Annotated in this window: 11 protein-coding genes and 1 pseudogene; 10 read left to right on the top strand and 2 right to left on the bottom strand. The window is 57.6% G+C overall.

Features of this window, described 5'->3' with window-relative positions; genetic code table 11:
- Positions 1 to 351: 351 nt before the first annotated feature.
- Entirely contained in the window at positions 352 to 708 is a 357-nt protein-coding gene (locus tag KGD89_RS07545; RefSeq protein WP_025259186.1) for a hypothetical protein, read from the top strand.
- Here KGD89_RS07545 and KGD89_RS07540 read toward each other — a convergent pair.
- Together KGD89_RS07540 and KGD89_RS07535 are read right to left on the bottom strand one after the other, a co-directional pair.
- Positions 701 to 5269: a Tc toxin subunit A-related protein gene (locus tag KGD89_RS07540; protein ID WP_143008694.1), complete on the bottom strand. Its 4569-nt coding sequence runs from the start codon at positions 5267 to 5269 to the stop codon at positions 701 to 703. The genes KGD89_RS07545 and KGD89_RS07540 overlap by 8 nt on opposite strands.
- A 20-nt stretch (positions 5270 to 5289) precedes the next feature.
- A complete protein-coding gene (locus KGD89_RS07535; protein ID WP_074568935.1) occupies positions 5290 to 10395 on the bottom strand; it encodes a Tc toxin subunit A in 5106 nt (1701 codons plus the stop codon).
- 58 nt (positions 10396 to 10453) lie between these two features.
- Here KGD89_RS07535 and KGD89_RS07530 point away from each other — a divergent pair, with 58 nt between their 5' ends.
- The 9 genes and pseudogenes from KGD89_RS07530 (at position 10454) to KGD89_RS07490 (ending at position 23288) form a co-directional block, all read left to right on the top strand.
- On the top strand, positions 10454 to 11200 hold the full coding sequence (locus tag KGD89_RS07530) for an amidohydrolase family protein (RefSeq protein ID WP_025259183.1): 747 nt from the start codon (positions 10454 to 10456) through the stop codon (positions 11198 to 11200).
- Positions 11201 to 11549: 349 nt separating this feature from the next.
- Positions 11550 to 12509, top strand: a complete 960-nt coding sequence (locus KGD89_RS07525) for an AAA family ATPase (RefSeq protein ID WP_025259182.1) — start codon at positions 11550 to 11552, stop codon at positions 12507 to 12509.
- A gap of 4 nt (positions 12510 to 12513) precedes the next feature.
- Positions 12514 to 13458 carry a DUF58 domain-containing protein gene (locus tag KGD89_RS07520; RefSeq protein WP_025259181.1) on the top strand — a complete coding sequence of 315 codons (945 nt, stop codon included), beginning with the start codon at positions 12514 to 12516 and terminating at the stop codon, positions 13456 to 13458.
- Complete coding sequence (locus tag KGD89_RS07515; protein WP_025259180.1) at positions 13455 to 13949, top strand: DUF4381 domain-containing protein; 495 nt, start codon at positions 13455 to 13457, stop codon at positions 13947 to 13949. Before KGD89_RS07520 ends, KGD89_RS07515 begins: the two co-directional genes overlap by 4 nt.
- Positions 13942 to 15000, top strand: a complete 1059-nt coding sequence (locus KGD89_RS07510) for a vWA domain-containing protein (protein ID WP_025259179.1) — start codon at positions 13942 to 13944, stop codon at positions 14998 to 15000. Before KGD89_RS07515 ends, KGD89_RS07510 begins: the two co-directional genes overlap by 8 nt.
- A pseudogene (locus KGD89_RS07505) lies at positions 14997 to 16416 on the top strand (VWA domain-containing protein); the annotation flags it as partial. The gene KGD89_RS07510 and the pseudogene KGD89_RS07505, both read left to right, overlap by 4 nt.
- 295 nt (positions 16417 to 16711) lie before the next feature.
- Positions 16712 to 18361 (top strand): BatD family protein, encoded by a 1650-nt coding sequence (locus KGD89_RS07500; protein ID WP_025259177.1) that lies wholly within the window; start codon positions 16712 to 16714, stop codon positions 18359 to 18361.
- A gap of 41 nt (positions 18362 to 18402) precedes the next feature.
- Positions 18403 to 19647 (top strand): exonuclease SbcCD subunit D, encoded by a 1245-nt coding sequence (locus tag KGD89_RS07495; RefSeq protein ID WP_025259176.1) that lies wholly within the window; start codon positions 18403 to 18405, stop codon positions 19645 to 19647.
- Complete coding sequence (locus KGD89_RS07490) at positions 19644 to 23288, top strand: AAA family ATPase (RefSeq protein WP_025259175.1); 3645 nt, start codon at positions 19644 to 19646, stop codon at positions 23286 to 23288. The genes KGD89_RS07495 and KGD89_RS07490 overlap by 4 nt, the downstream gene beginning before the upstream one ends.
- Positions 23289 to 23301 lie beyond the last annotated feature (13 nt).

Here is a 23301-nt window from a genome sequence, read left to right as displayed (position 1 = left end):
GGATGTAACGGGCAGAGGCACAGCATGGCAGAGTGTAAAGCTAAAGAAATAACGCTTGCCGCGAACGAGTCGTCACATTCCATTTCACAAATGAGATCGACACAGGACGGAGTGGCTCTTTGACCACTCATCTGATCGCAGCTTAACGAGAGCAGGCTGGCGGATACTTACAAGGCTGCGACATATTCGGACATCGGTGAACAAGAACCTTCATACAACTGGCAACCCACCTGTCCTGATGATCTGTGGGACCGAATTCATTCGGGAGCGGGTCCCACCCCAAAGAGAATTACCCAGCAAATTTTGTCCGGGGCTGGCACACTCGTCCGCTAGCCCAGTCAGGACCTCGCCATGCAAATCAAGACCGCCCTTTTACTCGCCAATCCTTGCGACGACGAGAACGACGACATGGCGCTGCTTTGCTGCCATGACGAAAAGAACGAGCTGTTTTCCCTGGCGCGTTTTCCGGATGAAGACGAAGTCGAAATCACCGTCTGTGATGACACGGTGTACGTCACCGCCCTGAAGGTTTCCCTGAGCACCACGCATCTGGTGGTAGACATTTCAGCCGAGGATGCAGCAGCCCTGGGTGGCGATACCCGCTACGAGATCCTGCATAACACTTCGGCTGATGATTTGGGCGAGGTGCATGAAACCCTGCAGATACTTCTCAAGGATATCGGCACGTTCGACAGCGCCCTCACTTGAGAAGCCTGGAAGACTCGCCCTCTTCCACGGTTTTCACCAGTTTCTCCACCTCGGCGTTGAATACCTTGCCACCGTCCACGGCAAGGTATCTGACGTGCAGGATGATATCGGTCAAGGACCCCAGAATCGCTTTCTGCCGCTCGGACTCATGGCGTGGAAAACTCAGGATCCAGCGCGACACGGCCCCCGTACCCTCGAACGGAAAATAACGCTCGTCGCCAAAATCCAGCATGAACATGCCGTGGTCATCGACGCCGGTGGAAATACCGATCTGCTGATTGGCTCTGGGGTTGAACACGATATGTGTCGGGTCGACCTCGCCATCCGAGTCCGGCGGCAACTCGCCCGCCTCTTTGTAGAGATAATTCACGCCGCGAATGTCAGAACTCAACAGCACACTGCTCGTCTGCTGAGTCAACAGGATACGAATATCCTCGTAAGGCCCCAGAACGGCGGGGATGGATACAGACACACGCACGATCTGACGCAAATAATGGCCTGGATAATCCTTGTCGAATAACGAGGAGTCAAAATCGAAAGCAATTTCTCCTGTGGTTTCCAGTTGGGCAATGACTGCTTCCCAGCCCGTTGCACGAGGTTCAGGCTCACGAGTATTTGCGCCGGGGTCATAGTTCTTGAGCAATGCTTTCAGGGAGATCGTCTTGGTGAGTTCAAGCCGCCGCTCGTGCCGGGAGAGGAACGCCGACTCCATCTGTAACAAGCCCAGTTTCAGCATCTCGCCCGCTGTCAGCCCGTAGCGGTTATCGGCCCAGGCGTTGACAGGAATGAACCGGGTATCACGATCACCAATTTCGTACTGCCAACAGGCCTCGGTCCCCAGGCACATCGACAGCACCACATCGTAAGCCTGGAAATACAGGGTCGCCATCTGACCGATCAGCCATTGATACAACGCTGGCCCAGTGGCACGATTTTTCAGGAAGGTGTAATAGATCTGAGCCTGCTCCTGAGCCTTGGTCGCTTGTGCAAGGCTGGTCTTGGCTGCCTCGACGGCAATGTCCTGAACCTCGATCTGCAGGTCAATCGCCTCCAGATCCTGTTCGGCCTGACGAGCCAGGAACTGCCATTCGATGCGACGGCGGCGGTATTGTTCGCTGATCAGCGCCTGTTCGGCATCTCGGATTTTTCCCAACGCCTCACTCTGTAGATACGTTGCAGCAGAAAAGCCTAATCCGGCCGGGCGCATACCACCGTTCGAGGTGCCGAAGATGGATGGAACCAAAGCATCAGTTACATGGGCGATAGCCGTCCCTATCAAGGCATCTTTATCGCCGTCTTTGGCTTCACTCTGCAAACTCATTGCACGTTTCTCGGCCTGGCTGACATCCTCCTGCTCCAGTTGCTGGTAATAGACTTTACGCGATTCAATGGCAGCACGACTCCCCGTCAACGCATCTCGGGATTTGACTGCATGCTCGATCATCTGCGTCTGCAGAGTCTCGGTGAAGGCCGACAGCTCCAGCACATGAGATTGTTGCAACTCCTCCTGATCGGCACGATCACGCAACTCCATGTAGCTACGCAATTGATCGCCATAGCGGATCAGCGTTTCAACGGCGTTCTGCACCCGCGGCAGCATGGCCCTGAAGCGATACGGCGGAATGATCGCCAGCGAACCCAGACGTCGCTGTCCACTGCCGCCGCCCGCGGCCTGTGCTCGCAGCAGATCGGTCGGATTTGCCGCTGGTGCGTAGAGCGGCAAAGAAAGGGGCTTGCCATCCAGGCTCAGGTTATGACGCAGGTTATAAAGCCTCAAGGCCAGGCGGTCCCAGAGATCAAGCAGTCTGGTGTTGACCGGCAGACGAAACCACGGCGCATCCAGCAAGTGCAACCAGAGCTGTCCCTCAGAATGGCTCGGAATATCACTTTCCAGCCCCTCGAGCCCCGAAGCTTCAAAGTCCGCGAACAATGACTTATCACTGGCGGCAGCATCCTTAAGCATCATGGGAGTCCAGCGGCTGATGCTGCGGCCTTTGGAGAGAGGCCCAAGCAATGAAGCCGCCCGAACATACAGAAGCTGCGCCTGATTGAGCGTATCGCGAGTCAACTGCCGGTACAACATGTCGCCATGGGCAATCAGATTATTCAGATAAAAGACGAAAATGGTCTTGCGGTAATGGGACGGCGCGCCATAGGCGATTGCATCGGGATCGCCCAGCCCGCCCCACTCGTAGGCCGGGTCATTTTCAAAGGTCAGCGGCCGGCTGGTCCAATATGGGTGTTCTGCAACAGGTGGCGGATACAGGGGCGCAATGCGTTCCAAGGGGTTGAACAGGTAATGCAGCCAGCTTTCCGCCCCCAGATAATTGAACTCGGTATGTAACCGGTGGGCAACCAGATGCGGGACATGAAAGAACAGTTCCCAGAAATAACGGCCATTGGCACCTTTGAAATCCAGTGGCACTGAGGTGCTACCAGGAGCCGGTGGCTCCTGGGTATGCTGAACGTCCCAACTCAATACACTTTTCAGAGAGCGCTCAGCTTTTTTTACTAGCTCTCTGGCGAAGGTGGTATTCATTCGTACATAACGCAAAGAGGGTAACTTGAGCGCCTCCAGATCAAGGAATTGTCCTCCCGCAGGCGTAGTGACAATAAGAGGTACCGGCGTCGGCTTTACGGTTCTTGTAATATGAAACTCGTTATAACCATAACCGGAACCTTTGGGCAGCGCTCCGAAATGAAGGACTTTTACCGTTTCAATACCGGGCCAGGAAATGGATTCTACTGGTGTCTTGGCTGCACCATTAAGCACAAGCTGACTCGAAACGGCCGGAGAGGTATCCCAGATATCAAAACCTTGAGTCACCGTAACCATCGTTTCACCATAATGATTGGAGTTACTGTCCAGAAGCCCCGGCTCCCCCTGGAAATCCAGCGCGAATCCGGCTCCCGCTTTAACCTCTTCAGTTGTCGGTGTTGGGAAATCTTCAGGATTAATGGATAAATCAAAATTGGCCCGATAAACAGAAACCCAAGGATCATCAGTAGATATCAATTCAAAATCTTCAGTACCAAAGCTCTTGATGACTTCCTCATTCCAATTCAAGTCGCCGCGTACAGTTGGTAAAAAAAAGCTGGGAATGGAAATTGTAATTTCAAGCTGAAATCCTTTATGAGTACCCTCTACAACAAACCTACACTCAGATAGATCTACTCGCCTTGCTCCATAAACACAAATATAGAACTCGCTACGCCGATAGCGCTTTGCAGAGCAGATACCCTGCGTCTCCAACACACATCCGTCTCCCGAACTGCGAAGTTCCGCCTTAAGTTCAAGCGATTGATTGATACCTCCTGGTGGCATGTCATTATCTCCACTCGTACTCCAGATAACGCCATCCAACATCCACTCACTATTACCGTCAGCGTATTTCCCGCTCAAGGGATATTGCGCACGCGCCGGGTTCCCGCCCAGCAGGGTGACAGCAATTCCATACAGCTGTATCTCTTCAGCCTGACTCAATACAATCCTGTTAAAAAGCTTATCGAACACCCGCACAAAACGCTCAGGATCAGCCGTCACTTCTGCCGTACTGGCATCCGTTCTATATTGAAAGCAAATAATCAAACGAGGCTCACCTGCAAAACGAACATCCATGGCAGCCACAAGAGTAAAACGCCCTGCCAAGGGACTCCCGTCATGACGACTATCCAGACTCTGCTTTTCGGTCAACCCTTCGTAAATCACCGTTGCGGACGACCACTTGTCAGAGATGTGCTTATAGGACATCTTGGCCCGATAATAATATTTACCGGTTTTTGCACCCAGGTCATCGGTTTCTGCCTGTCCAAGCTCCACCCAGATAAAATGTAACCGGCCATCCACTACGACCGGGCGTACATGCTGCACCTTCGCATCGCACGCTATATCAATCCTTTTCCACTCTGTCCACGCCGATGGCAATATCTGAGTGCTGTTTTCCTGTAAATCAATTTTTGCCATACGCCAGTAATAAGCAAAGGGTTCAACATTCTGACGCCCGACAAAATAATAGTCGGCCCGTCGAAAATCTTCACCGTCTACATAACAGGCAACAACCTGTAGATTACTGATGAGCTCAAAGCTGTCCAGATAGTTTTTCAGAGCCGAACTTACATTATCTTCATTGATGCGGCTTTGCCCCAGCTCCGACTCAAACACCTCGAACTGACTGGTCTTGTTCAGGCGAAGTGTCGGATCAATATAGTTTTCCGGGTAGTCCTCAATCATCTGGTAACCTGCCCAGACGCTGTATTCACTCATGCCTTCACGCCAGAGCCGTAAACGCTCGTCATCAAAACCACGCGCATACCCTGGCTCCATGCCGTTGTAGATGGCATTGATATATTGCTGAATGCTGGCAATACCTTGCGCAACCCGGCTGGTTTCAACCTCACCACTGACCTGGTTATCGATCAACAGGTATTCGTATAAATCATCAGGCGTGGTCAACCCCAAGGGAGCGGAGGTTGCATCCGAAGGAACAAGCTGACCGAGGTAATAACCAACCAAAGCGTCACGGCGTTGTTCTTCGAGTTCGGGAATTATATGGCTGATCATAATAATGACCCTAGTAAAGTTTAGCCGAGGAGGCGGACTACAACCTCCCCCGAAACAACAGAGATATAACCATTCAAGCCAGTGGAATAACTGGATACCAACACATCACCTACGGCCACCCCCTCAACATCAGGAGGTCTTATATACGCCATGATAATGTTCCCCATATCTACAACAGGCACAGAAGCCCTCCAATCTTTACCCTTAATAGAAAAATCAATCATGATACTCACATCAAGTGGCGAGGTCATTATTCCTGCATCACGACCAGCCAAGTAGCTATTACTCCCCCAATCCGCGTAATATATATCGCAGTCTTCTTTAAAGCTAAATACATTCGCAGCCTCCATCCTCCAGAGCCATCCAATCTTGTAAGACTTTACAAACGTCTTTGGCAAGCGCCCACTCAGAGTCACTGCAATCTCCCCGTAGGTAGCACTGTGCGAACAATGAACCGGAAATCTGATTCCCTCCAACGAGGACACCTTGGTTTCTTCAAGCCCCACAATAGTATAGTTAAACGGTTGATAGACATGGCTCATCCTAAACTCAACACCTTCAAGAGCATTCCCGCTTTGATCAACAACTTTCACAAGCAGACTATGTGAATATCCTTTCGCCAGAAGATCAGGATTTTTCGGATCATGCGTCCCGTCCACTACCACCTCAAACTCACACGGAGGCAATGCAGAAACTGGAAACTCAACTGACTCATCAGTGCCGCCGACAACCGCTTTTACCACATGTTTTCCCGTTGTAAATTTTGAACTAAAATTTGCAACACCATTACTATCAGTGTAAGTGGTAGCAATCAACCCTTCATCAATAAACCACTCGACAGGAAAACGCCGAACAACCTGCCCGCCCGCTTTCAGCCATACAGAAAATACAAGAGGGTCCGCACTCCCGACAAGAAACTCGACATCACTTGCTTCGTATTTATCAATGACGGCCGCTGGATAAATTACCGTTTGCTCACTGTGCTTGTCTTTGGTTGGGGCACCCACACTAGAAGTCACCACAACCTTACCCTCTTTATCAGTAATGAATCGTGCAATAGCAATACCGTTATCATCGGTTTTACTGGTTGCATCTAACACCCCACCCACATCATCACTCCAAGTCACTTCCGCACCCATAACGGGCGTACCATCCAGTTCTACAAGACTGCAACGTACCTCAGCTTCAACACCGACCACTACCGTATTGCTGAAGCGCACATATTGAAAATAAGGAATACTCACAAACTCGACAGGAACAAATTCCCACTCACGGCCATTTTTATAGTGTGCAATCGCTATGGACTCACCCGCAGGCCGGCTCCGCAACTCAGCTCTGGCAATACCTTGATCATCGGTATAGGTTTGAAAGCGTTTAAACTCCCCGAGGGTCGCGCCCCATTCAACAGCACGATCAATTCCCTTATTTTCATAGTCATCGACCATCGTGACAGAGAAATAAATACCCTCAATTTTATTGGCCAGAGCCGTCGAAGGCTCGTATTCCCCCTCTATGAAGTGTAAGGAATCTTCATCGCAGCCAATGACCACAACCGGGGCCATCAACTGCTCGCCAAGTCCGTAATGGGCGACAACATGCACCATCCCCATCACGTTACCGCTACGCAGAGTGTTCGAGGCTTGTCCATATTCGTCCGTGATACTGCTTACCTGATCAAGACTGCCCAGATCCGTCGTCCAACTGACCGTCACATTGTCCAAAGGCTCATCCATGAAATCACGCAAGGTGATGGTGTAGGTTGCGAGTTCTCCCCCACGCTGGGCCACCAGGTAATCTGGAGTCACGGTAATCACACTGGAATGGCTTTGCCCCACTTCACCAACAGCACTTGCGGGCACGGCCTCGGTCAAGCAGCTCAGTGCCAGCTCCGCCGCCTTGCGATAGAGTTCGGTCGAGGTTGTCGGAGTCAGTTCATGCAGAGCCAACAAGGCATTTGCGTCCAGTCCCGTATGCCGACTGAGCAAGGACTCGCGCGCCAATACATCAAACTCACGGAGGGTAAAAATGACGCCTGTATCGGGGTTCAACTGGTGGGCAACTGCAAGGACATCACGTACCCCCCAACGCAGAAAGCCGGCCAGTTTGCTGGCAGCGCTGTCACGTATCAGACGCTTGTCGCCCTCCGTTGCGCCTTCCCAAAGGGTGTTGATCAACCGAAAATAGTCGAGCAACGTGTCTTCGTCCTGCTCACTGAGGCGTAGTGCGTTGGCGTACTGGGTAAGGAAGTAAACGGATTGCAGAGACAGTTCGGTATCCGGTAGACCAAACCATTCGGGATGCTCGACATATTGAATGATCAGCGCCGGGCTCAGCGTCAGATGCCCACAGAGCACAGCACGTTTTGACAGAGCATCCAGAACCAGTAAAACCTCGTCCCCAATGGCAACATTTGCTGTCGTGCTGAAACCGTAGACACGCAGCACTTCAGCCAGCAATTGATAGCGGTTGCCCTCACTCCAGAACAACAGGGCCTTGGCCTGGTCTGCGGATGCACCCAAATAACCCGCGAGGCCTTCCATCAGCAAGGCTTCCTGTGCGCCCCTGGCGCGCATGATCATATTGGTAATTTTTGGATGTAACTCCTCGACTGGCAGACCTAGCGTCTCCAGAACATGTTTCACATCACTGCTGAGAGCGTGCTCGAATACCTCTTCGCTCTCTCCCTTCAAATACTTCACCAACCCTTTGGCAGCCGGGTTCGTCGTCCCGGCATCGACAAAACCGCTCAACTCTGCAAACCAGTCGATCGGTTCGCTGAGATAAGCCTGTATGCCATTGTCATCGACTTGCAGGATCAGTGACGAGTCAGGCGCTCCGACCTGGGCAAAACTGCTTTCGGTGATAAGCGCAGACGTCAGCCGTGAGTGGATTTGTTGCAGCAGATTGTGCTCGGCATCGGTTGCTACGGGCTGTGTTACGGCAGGCAATACCAGACGGCACAATTGCGCGACGGTCCATTTGTTTGCCTGTAGCCACGCTGCACAGTCCACCAGAGCATGGATGACACTCAAAGTGTCGGTATTGGCCGAAGCGTAATAAGTGGCAATCTGTGTAATACCGGCCAGTTTCGAGGTCAACTGACTGCCGCCATCGTCCAGTAGTTCAAGGAGCGCCAGCGTTTCAATCGTAGTGAGCCCAAGATAGCGTGGCAGCCTGACCAGCCGATAAAAGGCAGATACCACCTCCCGCGTCCAGTGCAAAGACTCACCCGCCCAGGACTGCTCGACAACCTTGGCAACGAACCGGTACATCTCATAGGTCAACCCCAGTGCCGCACACAAGTGGTCGACTTTCTGCCGTTCGGTTTCGCTCTTCGGCGTTATCGTGAAGGGCGAACCGTCCAGAACAAGCGGTATGGAAAACATGGCCTGACGATTGAATATCCGGTCGAACTGCGACGGCGTCTTGCCACGAGCGTGTACCGCCATACCGTAAAGCAGCGCTGCAAAATCTTCTGCCGGGACGTCATATAGAGTGCGCACTACCTGGAACAAGCCAAGCGCACGCAGCGTGTCCTGCGTAATGAGATTCGGGGAAGATGCCGTACGTCGCCGAACCACATTGGCTGCACGCTGCTCCGCTTGCTGGGAAGCTGTGAGCAGTTGATCCACATCCTCGAACGGCAATTGCAGCCAGCGCGCCAGACGAATCATGCGATTCATCCGATCAAAGCGCTCGACCGGGCAATTGATCAAGCGATGGACGGGTACTCCCTGCTCCTCAGTCGACTTGATGGCGATTCCAGGGCTTTGCCCGGCGTTTATATAAACCGAGCCGTAAGCTGAACCGTCAACCGTTGCGCCTGGATCAGTGACGTTGGCTGATAGCGAGGGTGCGTAAGGTCCCACCGACAGTAATGAATCGAGCTGGTCAGTGCTCAGCCCGGTTCTCAGGCAGAACGTCTGAGTATCAGTTAATGCCAGTATGTCATCGGTGCCGAAGTGGTCCTTGAAAAAATCTGATATTGCCGGAAGCGCGCTTTCAAGCTTTCCATTTCTGGGGTTGATACGTCGCTGGTTGATCACCCTGCCTTGATCATCAGGCGCAAGCGCGACCATATGCGGCGCTTCAACCAATATCCCCTGCTGCACAGGCCCCAGACCGCTGTCCTGTATCAGCGCGATATCGGACAGCAGCGAATGTACACCCGGCTCCTTGAAGTACGGATAAGCCGGATCCGCGGCCCGAATCGGATCGCCGGGCAGACGCTCCCTGCGATTGAGCACGTAGTTGATTTGCTGCTGGTAACGTTCGTATGGCAATGCAAACGGATAACGTGTTTCCAACATGACATCATCCACCGACTTGTCTTGCAGGCTGATGCCATCGAGATAACTGCGAATCGACTTTTCAAGAATTTCATTGGCCAATACCAGAGTCGGCTCAATGCGATTGAGTGCGTTATGATCCAGCATCAACGAAGCCAGATCAGGTCGTCGAGTTGCCAGGGTAATGATTCGTTCCTGATCGCCTGTCTTTTCGATGGTCTCCACTTCCCGGTACAGATCTGCCAGATAGGCAATTGGCGAAGTAGTAGCTTCGATTGCGTCAGGAGGACAATGGCTGGCCCAGTCAGGGTTGAACATGTCGGTATAAGTAGGTGTGTCTACCAGACTGGAGATCCCGTTTTCGTAACGTAACGCTCGCCGCACCGAAGCCGTCAGTCGCCTTTCCCGAAACTGCCGGGCAACCATTGCAGTCATGGAAACAGATGCGGCATGCAAACTACGCGCAGTCGATATATGCAGCAAAGGGTCAGATTCGAGCAGTTGCGCAGTGGTGCCTTTGGCAATGCTGAACACCGAGGGGAATCGATCACTGATAGCCGCTTGTGGCGTTTGAGGCTGAGCAAATCTTTTCAACAGAATCGCCAGAGCAGAATCTGCCTGGGCGACTTTTCCAGCTTCCTTCTTCATGATGGCAACACACCGAGTCATTTCGTCCATGAAATGGCCACTGCTAAAGACCGCTAATGAAAAAGTGAAGCAGACCCTGCCCTCCTCGACGCCCTCTAATAGACAGGCGGCAAAGGTATTCAACAATGGGAGATAAACGGGCGGCAGAGCTGAACTGCAGATAACTTTTGAAAATGTCGGTACATACATCAGCGAATTCGAGCAACGCAAAGGAGTAAGGTGAGGGCTTCGCTATCTGGAGCCTGTCATGCAGCCTATCTTCGATGCCCACTGCCATATCATCGATCCGCACTTCCCGCTCAAGGCCAACAATGGCTACTTGCCCGACCCTTTCGGCGTCGCTGACTACCAGGCGGCTACGTCTGCGCTGGGTGTCGTAGGCGGGGCCGTGGTTTCCGGGTCGTTCCAGGCTTTCGATCAGGGCTATCTGCTGGAGGCGCTGCGTCGACTGGGGCCTGACTTCGTCGGCGTGACCCAGTTGCCCGCCACCGTCACCGATGCCGAGCTCGAAACCCTCAACGGCTTCGGCGTGCGCGCCCTGCGCTTCAACCTCAAGCGCGGCGGTTCAGAGCAACTTGATCAACTGGAGACACTGGCAAGACGAGTCCACAGGCAAGTGGGCTGGCATTCAGAGCTTTATATCGACTCACGGGAACTGGCCGAAATCGAAACCCGTCTGCTGCAATTGCCCGCAATCAGCATCGACCATCTGGGCCTGAGCCGGGAAGGCATGCCCACCGTGTTGCGTCTTGCAGAGCGGGGTATACGGGTAAAGGCGTGTGGCTTCGGGCGTGTGGACTTTCCGGTGGAGCAAGCGCTCAAGGACATTTACTCGGCCAACCCCCATGCCTTGATGTTCGGCACCGACCTGCCCTCGACCCGCGCACCACGCCCTTTCCAGGCGAGCGATATCGAACTGGTCATGGAGTCACTGGGCGAAAAGGCTGCACACAAGGTTCTATGGGAGAACGCCGCAGACTTCTATCGGCTATAAAACGTCGCCCGAACGACACAGGGTAGATAGCGTCTTCTGACACTCATATTGCGATTGAGTGAGCAGGCAATCCGTGGGAGGGGCCTTGGCCGCGACAGCATGTTGAAGCCTCTGAAAATGCAGTGACTGGAAGCTGGTCGTCGCGGCCAAGGCCCCTCCCAGTTCACACACCTACACGCATCTTTGACAAAACATGTGGGACGATTCCCAAATAAACGCCACCTACTTCCTGAAAGTGTATAAAAAACCCTGTAGCGGTTAGTCGATCCCTATCGGGATGGATTAAAGTATCGCCCCCAGCTTCGGTGTCGTGTGACACCGCTGATTACCTTGCCAGGAACACTCATCGATGGAACATCGTGAAGCGCTGATTGCGCTGCGAACATTTCTTTCAACGCAGATCCTCGGCCAGGAAAAGCTGATCGAACGCTTGCTGATCGCCTTGCTTGCCGACGGCCACATGCTGGTCGAAGGCGCTCCGGGTCTGGCCAAGACCAAGGCCATCAAGGAGCTGGCCGAAGGCGTCGAAGCGCAGTTCCACCGAATTCAGTTCACTCCGGACCTCCTGCCGGCCGATATCACCGGCACCGAGATCTACCGTCCGGAAACCGGCAGCTTCGTCTTCCAGCAAGGGCCGATCTTCCACAATCTGGTACTGGCCGACGAAATCAACCGTGCTCCGGCCAAGGTGCAATCGGCCCTGCTCGAAGCCATGGCCGAACGTCAGGTCAGCGTCGGGCGCAGCACCTATGACCTGTCGCCGCTGTTTCTGGTCATGGCTACGCAGAACCCCATCGAACAGGAAGGCACCTATCCGCTGCCCGAAGCGCAGCTGGACCGCTTCCTGATGCACGTCAAGATCGGTTTCCCCGACGCGGCCGTAGAACGCAAGATCCTGCAACAGGCCCGTGGTGAAGCCCTGAATGGCGAAACCAAGCCCGAACGCCGGATCAGCCAGCAGGCGATCTTTGCCGCCCGCAAGGAAATCCTCGGTCTGTACATGGCCGATGCGGTGGAGGAATACCTGGTGCAGTTGGTCATGGCCACCCGCACTCCGGCCAAGTTCGATCAGGAACTGGCCGAGTGGATCGGCTATGGTGCCAGCCCACGTGGCTCCATTTCCCTGGACCGCTGCGCACGTGCCCATGCATGGCTGGCCGGACGCGACTTCGTCAGCCCGGAAGACATTCAGGCAGTGCTGTTCGACGTGCTGCGCCATCGCATCATTCTGTCGTTTGAGGCCGAGGCTGCCGGTATTGATCAGGACCGTGTCATCCAGCGGATCCTCGACGTCGTCGCCGTTGCCTGAAGCCATGCAACCCTACCTGATCTCACAGCCGGGCATTCGTGTCAGCCTCAGCGAACTGATCGAGATGCGCCATCGCGTGCGGGAAGTGCAACTGTTCTCGACGCCAAGCAGGCGCAGCCCCTTGATCGGCCTGCACCACTCCAAATTGCGCGGGCGTGGCGTGGACTTCGATCAGGTGCGGGTCTATCAGGCAGGTGACGATGTGCGCAGCATCGACTGGCGTGTCACGGCCCGGACCCAGGAGCCGCATACCAAGCTGTTCCATGAAGAGCGCGAACGCCCGATCTTCATCATGGTGGAGCAAAGCCGTCGCCTGTTCTTCGGGTCGGGGCTGATGTTCAAATCGGTGCTCGCGGCCCAGGCTGCGGCGCTGATCGGCTGGGCTGCACTTGAACACAACGACCGGATCGGCGGGCTGGTGTTCGGCGACAACGAGCATTACGAAATCAAGCCCCGGCGCAGCAAGCAGTGCCTGTTGCAGCTTTTGAATCGACTGGTGCGGGTCAATCAGTCGCTGCATACCGAAATCGCCGCCGACCGCGATGCATTCGGCATTGCCCTGCGCCGGGCACGCGAGGTGCTGCGCCCTGGCAGTCTGGTCATTGTACTGTGTGACGAACGCGCCCTGTCCGATGCGGCCGAACAGCAATTGAGCCTGCTGTCACGGCATTGCGACCTGCTGTTGCTGCCGGTTTCCGATCCTCTGGACCGCGCCCTGCCCGCCGCCGGCCTGCTGCGTTTTGCCGAGCGAGGCGCCCAGCTGGAACTCGACACACTGGACCCGGAGCTGCGCAAGGCCTATCGCGCACAGGGCGAGGCCCGCTCCGATCGCTGGGAATTGCTGGCGAAGAAACTTCGGGTCCTGCTCATGCCCCTGAGCACTCAAACCGCCATGGTCGAGCAGTTGCGTGACTATCTGGATGCCCGGCGTCCGGTAAAGAACAAATGAACCCTCTGGATCAGTTGCAACCCTTGATTACGCCCGCGCCCATCGGCTTCTGGCCACCGGCACCAGGCTGGTGGCTGCTGATGCTGTTGATACCTGCCGTGGCCTGGGGTTTCTGGCGGCTGCGCGTGCTGCTGCCGGTCAAATCCAGCAACCGTCGCAGCGAGCAACCTCTGGACCCGGTCCGCCTTGCGGCGCTGGCCGAGCTGGCCAGCCTGCCCAAGCCCTACGACGGCGCACCGGCCGGTGCCTGGCTGCAACAGATCAATGGTCTGCTCAAGCGCGTGTGCCGCAACCACTACCCGCACAGCCAGAGCCATACCCTCAACGGTCGAAAATGGCTGGCTTTCCTCGATAACCGCTGCCCCGCCGCGGGCCTGACCCGCTGGATGATTCTGGTCGAAGGCGCTTATAAACCCGAATGCAAACTCGACGACAAGGCCATTACCGGCCTGACACAGTCGGTCGAAACCTGGATTCGCAAACATGTTTGAATTCGCCTGGCCCTGGGTCTTCGCCCTGCTGCCATTGCCCTGGCTGATGCGGTTTTTGCTGCCAATTGCAGACAGCGGTGAAGCGGCGCTCAAAGTCAGCTTTCTCAACGAACTTGAAGAGTTGAGCGGACGCCGGGCCAAGGCCAATCTGCCTGCCTGGCGGCAACGCTTGCCACTGCTGCTGATCTGGCTGTTGCTGCTGATCGCTGCGGCGCGCCCGCAATGGCTGGGCGAACCGCTGCCGATTGCCGCCAGCGGCCGGGATCTGCTGGTGGCCGTGGATGTGTCCGGTTCCATGGACTACCCCGACATGCAGTGGAAAGGCGAAGACGTCAGCCGGCTGGTTCTGGTCCAGCACCTGCTGGGCGACTTTCTTGAAAGCCGCCAGGGTGATCGCGTCGGCCTGATCCTGTTTGGCAGTCAGGCATTTCTGCAAGCGCCCCTCACCTTCGACCGCCGCACCGTCCGCGTCTGGCTCGATGAGGCCCGGATCGGCATCGCCGGAAAGAACACAGCCATCGGTGACGCCATCGGCCTGGCGCTCAAACGCTTGCGCCTGCGTCCGGCCAACAGCCGGGTGCTGGTGCTGGTGACCGACGGCGCCAACAACGGCGGGCAGATCGACCCGGTGACCGCTGCACGGCTGGCCGCTGAGGAAGGAGTGAAAATCTACCCCATCGGCATCGGCTCCGACCCCGACAGCAGCGGTGTGCAAAGCATGCTCGGCCTCAATCCCAGCCTGGATCTGGATGAGCCCACCCTCAAGGAAATCGCAACCCTCAGCGGCGGCCAGTACTTCCGCGCCCGTGACGGCGATGAGCTGAGAAAGATCCGCCTCACCCTCGATTCACTGGAGCCCGTTGCCCAGCAGCCCACCCAGGCTCGTCCGGCCATGGCGCTGTATCAATGGCCGCTGGCGGCGGCACTGCTGGGGAGTGTGTTGCTGGTCTTCGTCGATCTGTGGGCCAACAACGCCCTGCAACGCCTGCTCAACCAGCAACGACTTGCAGGTCTGCGCAGGCGCCTGGCACGTATCCGGAGGCCACGATGATCGCGCTCTGGCCTCACTGGCTAAGGCCCTGGTGGCTGCTGATCCTGCCATTGCTGGGCCTGTTGATCTGGCACCTCTGGCACCGGCAGAAACGCGCCGGACGCTGGCAGATGATCATGCCCGCGGCGTTCCACTCTGCGCTGCTCAACGGCGGACGCGGACGCAACAATAAATTGCCGTGGGTCATTCTGGGCATCTGCTGGACGCTGGCCGTGCTGGCCTTGCTCGGTCCCGGCTGGCAGCGTGTCGAGCAGATCAGCCAGAAGCCGGTCGACCCACTGGTGGTGGTTTTGGAACTGACGCCGCAAATGCTCGCCACCGACAGTTCGCCGACCCGCCTGGAGCAGGCCAAACGCAAACTGCTGGACCTGTTGCAGGCCCGCAGCGACTCGCAGACCGCCATCATCGTTTACGCTGGCAGCGCCCACACGCTGGTGCCACTGTCCGACGATCAGGTGACCAGTCATAACCTGCTGGATGCCATCAAGCCATCGATCATGCCCCAGGCCGGTCAACGTGCCGATCTGGCCGTCAAGAAAGCCCTCGACCTGCTCAAGCAAGGTGCGCTGGGTCAGGGCCGGATTCTGTTGATCGGCTCATCGTTGAGCGAACAGGAACGCCAGGGGATCGAGCAACTGCTCAGAGGCCAATCGCCGCCGCTGCTGATCCTGGGCATCGGCACTGCCGAAGGGGCTCCGGTGACCCTGGAAAACGGCAGCCTGCTCAAGGACGCTCAGGGCGCGATCATGGTGCCGCGCCTGGACAGCGCCAGCCTCAATGATTTCGCCAACAATGTGGGCGGCAGCTATCGTCAAGCCAGAATGGACGATGAAGACCTGCGCAGCCTGGGCCTGTTCGCCGGTCCGCAGAATCTGCGCAGCGACGGGCAAGTCCTGCAACTGGATACCTGGGCCGATCAGGGCTACTTGTTCCTGTTGCCGCTGTTGCTGCTGGCAGCCTGCGCCGGACGACGGGGCTGGCTGTTCTGTCTGCCGTTGCTGTTCATGCTGCCGCAGAACAGTCAGGCGTTCGAGTTTCAGGACCTGTGGCTGCGCCCGGATCAACAAGGCCAGCGCCTGCTGGAACAACGCCGACCCGCCGAAGCAGCACAACACTTTGAAAACCCGCAATGGAAAGGCATGGCCTTTTATGAAGCGGGAGACTACGCCACGGCGGCCCAGCGCTTCGCCGAGGGCAACACGGCTGCCGACCATTACAATCGCGGCAATGCCTTGGCCCATAGCGGCGAACTGGAAGCGGCACTGGACGCTTATGAACAGGCCCTGGAACGCCAACCGGACTTCCCGGCGGCGCAATTCAACAAGGCATTGATCCAGCGTTTGCTGGATCAGGCCAACAACCCAGGCGCTTCAGAAACGGAGCAGGACAAGAGCGAGCAAGGCGAAGAAGGCCACGAAACGCCGCACCAGCAGGCCAGCAACACGCCCGAAACGGAACAGAATCAGCCTCAATCCGAGGAAGACAGCAGCACCGACAGCCAGCCCCCCGAATCGGCAGGCACCGACAATAATACAGGCTCGACGCAAGACGATGAACCAACCACTCGCCCACCGATTCAGCCGGCCGAGAGCCAGATCACCGTCGAACGACGTCAGGCGCTGGATCAATGGCTGAGGCAGATCCCGGACGATCCCGGCGAACTGCTGCGGCGCAAGTTTCGCTACGAACAGCAACATCAGGAAAAGACCCGATGAGTCGTGTGTATCCCCTTTTGACCGGCCTGTTCCTGGGGCTGGTCGTCTTGTCGTCACAGGCAGCGGAGCTGATCGCCAAGGTCGATCGCACGCGCCTCAATTCCGGCGAGACCGTGGAACTGACTCTGGAAACCACCGATGTCACGCTGTTCGGCAAACCTGACCTGAGCGCTCTGGACGCCAACTTCGATGTGCGCGGTACCCGCCAGATCAACCGGCTGACCACGCTGGATAGCGGCAACCAGGCCACCACCCGCTGGATCATCACCCTGCTGCCCCGCCAGTCGGGCATTGTCGTGATTCCTTCGTTGCAACTGGGCGAGCTGAAAAGCCAGCCCGTGAGCCTGCAGGTCATGCAGAGCGATACCCGGGAGAAAGGCAACCAGCTGGCGCCGATCTTCATCGAGACGAGCCTGGATCAGGAAAGCGTCTATGTGCAGGCCCAGGCGGTGCTGACCCTGCGCATCTATCACTCGGTATCGCTGTTCGACGACAGCAGCCTGAGCCCCTTGCAGATTGCCGAGGCGCGAGTCGACAAACTCGGTGACTCACGCACCTATGAAAAGCTGATCAATGGCGTACGCCATGGCGTGATCGAAACGCGCTATGCGATCTACCCCCAGCAGAGCGGCACCCTGGAAGTTCCGGCACTGGTCTTCAGTGCCACACTGGTACAGACCGGCTCACCGAATCAGGAAGCCAGTCCGTTCGGTCCGCAACCGGGCCGGCTGATGCGGGTCAGTTCCGCCAAGGTTCCCCTGAACGTCAAACCCAAGCCTGCTGACTACCCGGCCGATGTGCCCTGGTTGCCAGCCCGCAGCGTGACACTGGAAGAAAGCTGGAACCCCGAACCGGGCAACAGCCAGGTGGGCGACTCCCTGACCCGCACCATCATTCTCAAGGCCGAAGGCCTGTCCGGCTCGCAATTGCCGCCCTTGCCCGCCACACAGGTAGCGGGCCTGAGGCATTACCCGGATCAACCGCAACTGGGCAATCTGGTCAGCGAGCGCGGCCTGATCGGCACCCGTGAAGAACGTGAAGCCCTGGTCCCCAATCGTCCGGGCGCCATCGACCTGCCCACCGTGGACGTGACCTGGTGGAACACCCGCGAAGATCATCTGGAACACAGCAGCCTCCCTGCACGCACCCTGCAGATCAACAACAATCCGGGGCTGGCGGTGGACACTCCGGTCAATAACGAACAAGGTGGCCTGACGGTCATGGGGCCGCCGGTCTGGCCGTGGCAACTGAGTACCGTGCTGTTCGCCCTGACCACCCTGCTGAGCCTGATTCTCTGGTGGCGGGCACGTGGCCAGCCAGCGGTGACCCGTTCGGTGCAGACCGGCCCAAGTCCGCGTACCGTACTGGACGATCTCAAGCGTGCATGTACCGCCAACGATCCCCATGCAACCCGTCAGGCACTGGATGCCTGGGCACGCCAGCAGCCTGAAACCCTGGCCGACATGGCCGCCCGTTTCGTACCGTTGTCCGATGCGCTGGATGGCTTGAACGGCGCGCTGTACAGCGAAACCGGCAAGTTCTGGATGGGCGAAGACCTGTGGCGCGCCATCCGCACCCTGCCCGCAGCCGAGCGGATACAGGACCCGACAGGCGATGCAGGGTTGCCGCCGCTCTATCCGAAGTGAGATCTTCGCGAAAGAGTCCGCCACAAAATACAGGTCAATCAATGCGTTTGTTTCACACCTCCGACTGGCATCTGGGTCAGAACCTCCACGGTCAGGAGCGGGACTTTGAACACGCCAGCTTTCTGAGCTGGCTGCTTGCCCGTCTGGCCGAGCGACAGCCTGATGTACTGCTGATCGCAGGCGATATCTTCGATACGGTCAACCCGCCGGTCAAAGCTCAGGAGCGCCTGTACGACTTTATCGTCAACGCCCATGAGCAACAGCCGCTGCTGACCATTGTCATGATTGCCGGCAACCACGACTCCGGCTCGCGTATCGAATTGCCTGCTCCGCTGATGCGCCGCTTGCGCACTCACGCGCTGGGGCGGGTGCTGTGGCTGGATGATGGTTCGCTGGATGCAGAGCGCCTGCTGCTGCCGTTGCCGGATGCAAAAGGTGACGTCAAGGCATGGTGTCTGGCCTTGCCGTTTCTGCGCCCGGCCGAAGTCACGGGTGCGACACTGGGTGACGACTACCTGCGCGGCATTGCCCAGGTCCATGAACTGCTGATCGAGGCTGCCAACGCAAAACGTCAGCCGGGCCAGGCCCTGATCGCGGTCAGCCATGCACATATGGCCGGAGGCTCGGTGTCCGAAGACTCCGAGCGCAGCCTGATCATCGGCAATGCCGAAGCGCTGCCCGCCAGCCTGTTCGGCCCGAGCATCACCTACGTCGCCCTCGGCCATCTGCACAAGCCGCAGCGGGTCAACGGTGAAGATCGCATTCGCTACAGCGGTTCGCCCATTCCGTTGTCATTCTCGGAAATCGACTACAAACACCAGATTCTGGAAATCAACTGCGACGGCGAGCAACTGGTCAGTGTCGAGCCACGCCTGATCCCCCGCGCCGTCAACCTGCAACGCCTCGGCCCTGCCCCGCTGGCCGAACTGCTGCTGAAACTCAAGGAACTGCCGGACATCGACCTGCTGGCCGACATTGACCGCCAGCCCTGGCTGGAAGTGCGCGTACGCCTGGACGAGCCGCAACCGGACCTGCGCAACCAGATAGAAATCGCCCTGCAAGGCAAGGCCGTGCGTCTGGTGCGCATCGGTGCCGAATATGCCGGCAAGGGCAGCCTTGATGGCGGTGATGAGCAATCGACCCTGATCGAACTGGGCCAGCTCACGCCTCAGGAACTGTTCAGCCGTGCCTGGGAAGAAAACTTCGGCAGCGCGGTGGATGAACAGACCCTTACCGATTTCGCCACGCTGCTGCGTGAAGTTCAGCAGGAGAGCGAACAGCCATGAAGATTCTCGCCATTCGCCTGAAAAACCTCGCCTCGCTGGCCGGGCCGTTCGAGCTGGATTTCACCGCAGAGCCTCTGGCCAGTGCCGGTCTGTTCGCGATCACCGGCCCTACCGGCGCGGGCAAGAGCACCTTGCTCGATGCCCTGTGCCTGGCGCTGTTCGGGGCGATTCCGCGCCTGAGCAATATCGGCCAGTCCAAGGTCCCGGATGTGGAAGGCGAAATCACCACCAGCGACCCGCGAACCCTTCTGCGACGCGGCACAGGCAGCGGCTACGCCGAAGTGGATTTTGTCGGCATCGATCAACGTCGTTACCGCGCCCGCTGGGAAACCAACCGTGCACGGGACAACGCTGCGAAAAAGCTGCAAGCCAGCCGCCAGACCCTTACCGATCTGGACAACGAGCAAATCCTCAGCAACCAGAGCAAACGCGAGTTCGAGCAACTGATCGAACAGCGCCTGGGGCTCAACTTCGAGCAGTTCACCCGTGCCGTGATGCTGGCACAGAGCGAGTTCAGTGCCTTCCTCAAGGCCGATGACAAGGAACGCAGCGAGCTGCTGGAAAAGCTGACCAACACCGCCATCTACAGCCAGCTCGGACGCCGCGCCTACAGCAAGAGCAAGGAAGCCGAAGAAGCGCTCAAGACCCTCAACGCCCAGGCCGGCAACATCACCCCGCTTGAGCCTGAGCAGCGCGCTGAACTCGAACAGAACCACAGCGAAGCCCAGCAACAGCACAAGGCCCATCAGGCCCGACTGCGCCAACTGGAACTCAAGCAACAATGGCTCACCGAGCTGCATCGCCTAAGCGATGAACAGCTCAGCGCCAACGAAAGCCTGAACAGCGCGCAACAGGATTGGGACAACCAGCAAGGCCAGCGCCAGACACTCGGCCAACTGGAGCGTCTGGGGCCACAACGCCATCGCTTCGCCCGCCGCATCGCCCTCGATACCCAGCTCACGCCGCTGGCCGATCGCATTCGCCAGCATCAAGCCCAGGAAACCACGCTACAGGCTCAACAGCAGCAACTGGAAAGCGCCCGCAGCAATGCGCACGCCAACCTGCTCGAAGCCCAGCAGCAACAGAACGATGCCAAGCCACGGCTGCAACAGGCCTTTGCAAGCCAGAACACCCTGAACCACCTGACTCAGGAACTGGCCAAAATCGTCGCGCTTCAGCAACAGGCTGAACAGAGTTGCGCAGAGGGCCAGAGCCAGTTGCAAGGTTTGCTCGACCAACAGCAACAGGTCGCTGAGCGTCTGGAACGTATCGCCCGGCAACTGGAACACAGCACCGAACTCGCCCCGCTGGCACACGCCTGGAACGCCTGGCGCGACCGGCTGAAATCCCTGACGTTGACCGCCAATCGCCTGAAACACGGGCAAGGCGAGTTGCCTGCTCTGCAAGCGCGTGCCGCCGATGCCGATCAGCAATGGCTCCAGCAGCGCAACGACCTGGAAGTGTTGTACCGCGAGGCGGATTGCGAAGCAGAAGCCGTCACCGAACAGACCCAGATTCTGGGCAGCCTGTTGCAGGACAACCGCAAGCAGCAGCGCGCCTTTGAAGAACTGGCCCGCCTGTGGGCCAGCCAGCAGGAAATCGACAAGCAACTGCAAGCCCTCGGGCAACAGCAGCAGGAAGCCCAGCAGGAACGCGACCAGCTCAATGCCGAAGGCATCCGCACGCGAGATGAACTCAAGGTGGCCGAGCAGACCCTGAGCGTCACTCAACAGCTACTGGAACGTCAGCGTCTGGCCCGCAGCGCCAGCGTCGAAGAACTGCGCGAACAGTTGCAGGATGACCAGCCGTGCCCGGTGTGCGGCAGCGTCGAACATCCCTGGCATCAACCCGAAGCGCTGCTGCAAAGCCTGACTCGACACGATGAAACCGAACAGGCCGGCGCCCAGAAAGCGGTGGATGAGTTAAAGGAAAAGTACAACCAGTTGCGCGAGCAGGTGGGCGGCGTCATTGCCCGGCAGAAAGAACTCATTCGCCAGCAGGAAAGACTCGCCCTCCAGCAGCAGGAACTCGCCCCTGATCTGCACGCCCACCCGCTTGGCGCACAACTGCTGGACCGTGATGCCGCACAGCGCGACAGCTGGCTGAAGCAGCAGCTCAGCCAGCTGAACGAAGTCATCAACCGCGACGAACAGCGCCAGGATGCATTGCTCACGTTGCAAAAAGACGCTGCGCGCCTGCAACAGCAAGTCCAGGCTGCCCATGAAGCCAGCCAGACCGCCGCACGGCATGTCACGGACCAGATCAAGCAACTGGAAGCGGATCGCGAGCGCCTGGAAGAAGAACTGACAGCGCTTGCCACACTGGTATCCACCGAGCTTCTGGACAAGCTGCGCAACGACGCTTCGGCCACCGTCATGCAGCTTGAGCAACAAGTGACCCAGCGTCTGGACCAGCTTGAACAGCAAGACGAAGAGCAGCAGGAACAGCGCGAACGCCAGCAAAGGATCGAGAAGGAACAGGCTGCGCAACAGAACCGGGTCCAGCGCCAGACTGAACTGGCTGAACAGGTTCAAACCCTGAGCCAGCAGCAAGACGCCAGCCAACAGGTGCTGACTGAACTGCTGGGCTCCCATGCCGATGCCCAACAGTGGCAAAACGCGCTGGAACAAGCCGTCGAGCAAGCCCGACACGCTGAAACCTCGGCAGGCCAGACCTTGCAGGATGTTCACCACCAACTGATTCAGCTCGGTGCCGAACTCAAGGCCGATCAACAGCAGTTGCAGGCCCTGGAACAGGAGTCCAGCGAACTCGATGGCCAGATCGGCGAGTGGCGCAGCAGCCATCAGGAACTGGATGACGCAGCACTTGAAAACCTGCTGACTTACGACGACGCACGCATCGATCAACTGCGCCAGCAACTGAACCGCAGTGAAAAGGCTCTGGAACAAGCCAAAGTACTGCTGCATGAGCGCGAGCAGCGCCTGCAACAGCATCAGGCGCAACACAGCGACATCACCGATAACGAGCAACTGGCCGCTGCCCTGCTTCAGGTTCAGACCGAATGTGAAATCAGCGAACAGCACTGCGCCGACCTGCGCGCCAGGCTGAGCGAAGACGAACAGCGGCGTAACGCCAACAGCGAGCTGCAAGCGCGCATCGTGCAGGCCAACGGCGAGTATCAACGCTGGGCGCGTCTGGCGGCGCTGATCGGTTCAGCGGAAGGCGACAAGTTCCGCAAGATCGCCCAGGCCTATAACCTCGACCTGCTGGTCCATCATGCCAACGCCCAACTCAGGCAACTGGTGCGCCGTTATCGCCTCAAGCGCGGCGGCAGCATGCTTGGCCTGCTGGTGCTGGACACGGAAATGGGCGATGAACTGCGCTCGGTGCATTCGCTGTCGGGCGGGGAAACCTTCCTCGTCTCGCTGGCGCTGGCATTGGGGCTGGCCTCGATGGCGTCGAGCACCTTGCGTATCGAATCGTTGTTCATCGACGAAGGCTTCGGCAGCCTGGACCCCGAATCCCTGCAACTGGCCATGGACGCCCTGGACGGCCTGCAGGCACAGGGACGCAAGGTTGGCGTGATCTCTCACGTACAGGAAATGCATGAGCGGATTCCGGTACAGATCAAGGTCCGTCGACAGGGGAACGGGTTGAGCACGATAGAGGTTGGGGATTGAGGACGAGGTTGCT

Source organism: Pseudomonas cichorii (assembly GCF_018343775.1).
Lineage (GTDB): Bacteria > Pseudomonadota > Gammaproteobacteria > Pseudomonadales > Pseudomonadaceae > Aquipseudomonas > Aquipseudomonas cichorii.
The sequence above is the reverse complement of the archived record's forward strand: the minus strand, read 5'-3'. Positions and strand labels throughout refer to the sequence as shown.

Excerpts from the sequence above, each read along its gene's own strand:
- KGD89_RS07520 (WP_025259181.1), top strand. The coding sequence starts at position 12,514 with ATGCAACCCTACCTGATCTCACAGCCGGGCATTCGTGTCAGCCTCAGC.
- KGD89_RS07495 (WP_025259176.1), top strand. The coding sequence starts at position 18,403 with ATGCGTTTGTTTCACACCTCCGACTGGCATCTGGGTCAGAACCTCCAC.
- KGD89_RS07490 (WP_025259175.1), top strand. The coding sequence starts at position 19,644 with ATGAAGATTCTCGCCATTCGCCTGAAAAACCTCGCCTCGCTGGCCGGG.
- KGD89_RS07545 (WP_025259186.1), top strand. The coding sequence starts at position 352 with ATGCAAATCAAGACCGCCCTTTTACTCGCCAATCCTTGCGACGACGAG.
- KGD89_RS07515 (WP_025259180.1), top strand. The coding sequence starts at position 13,455 with ATGAACCCTCTGGATCAGTTGCAACCCTTGATTACGCCCGCGCCCATC.
- KGD89_RS07535 (WP_074568935.1), bottom strand. The coding sequence starts at position 10,395 with ATGTATGTACCGACATTTTCAAAAGTTATCTGCAGTTCAGCTCTGCCG.
- KGD89_RS07510 (WP_025259179.1), top strand. The coding sequence starts at position 13,942 with ATGTTTGAATTCGCCTGGCCCTGGGTCTTCGCCCTGCTGCCATTGCCC.
- KGD89_RS07500 (WP_025259177.1), top strand. The coding sequence starts at position 16,712 with ATGAGTCGTGTGTATCCCCTTTTGACCGGCCTGTTCCTGGGGCTGGTC.
- KGD89_RS07530 (WP_025259183.1), top strand. The coding sequence starts at position 10,454 with ATGCAGCCTATCTTCGATGCCCACTGCCATATCATCGATCCGCACTTC.
- KGD89_RS07525 (WP_025259182.1), top strand. The coding sequence starts at position 11,550 with ATGGAACATCGTGAAGCGCTGATTGCGCTGCGAACATTTCTTTCAACG.
- KGD89_RS07540 (WP_143008694.1), bottom strand. The coding sequence starts at position 5,269 with ATGATCAGCCATATAATTCCCGAACTCGAAGAACAACGCCGTGACGCT.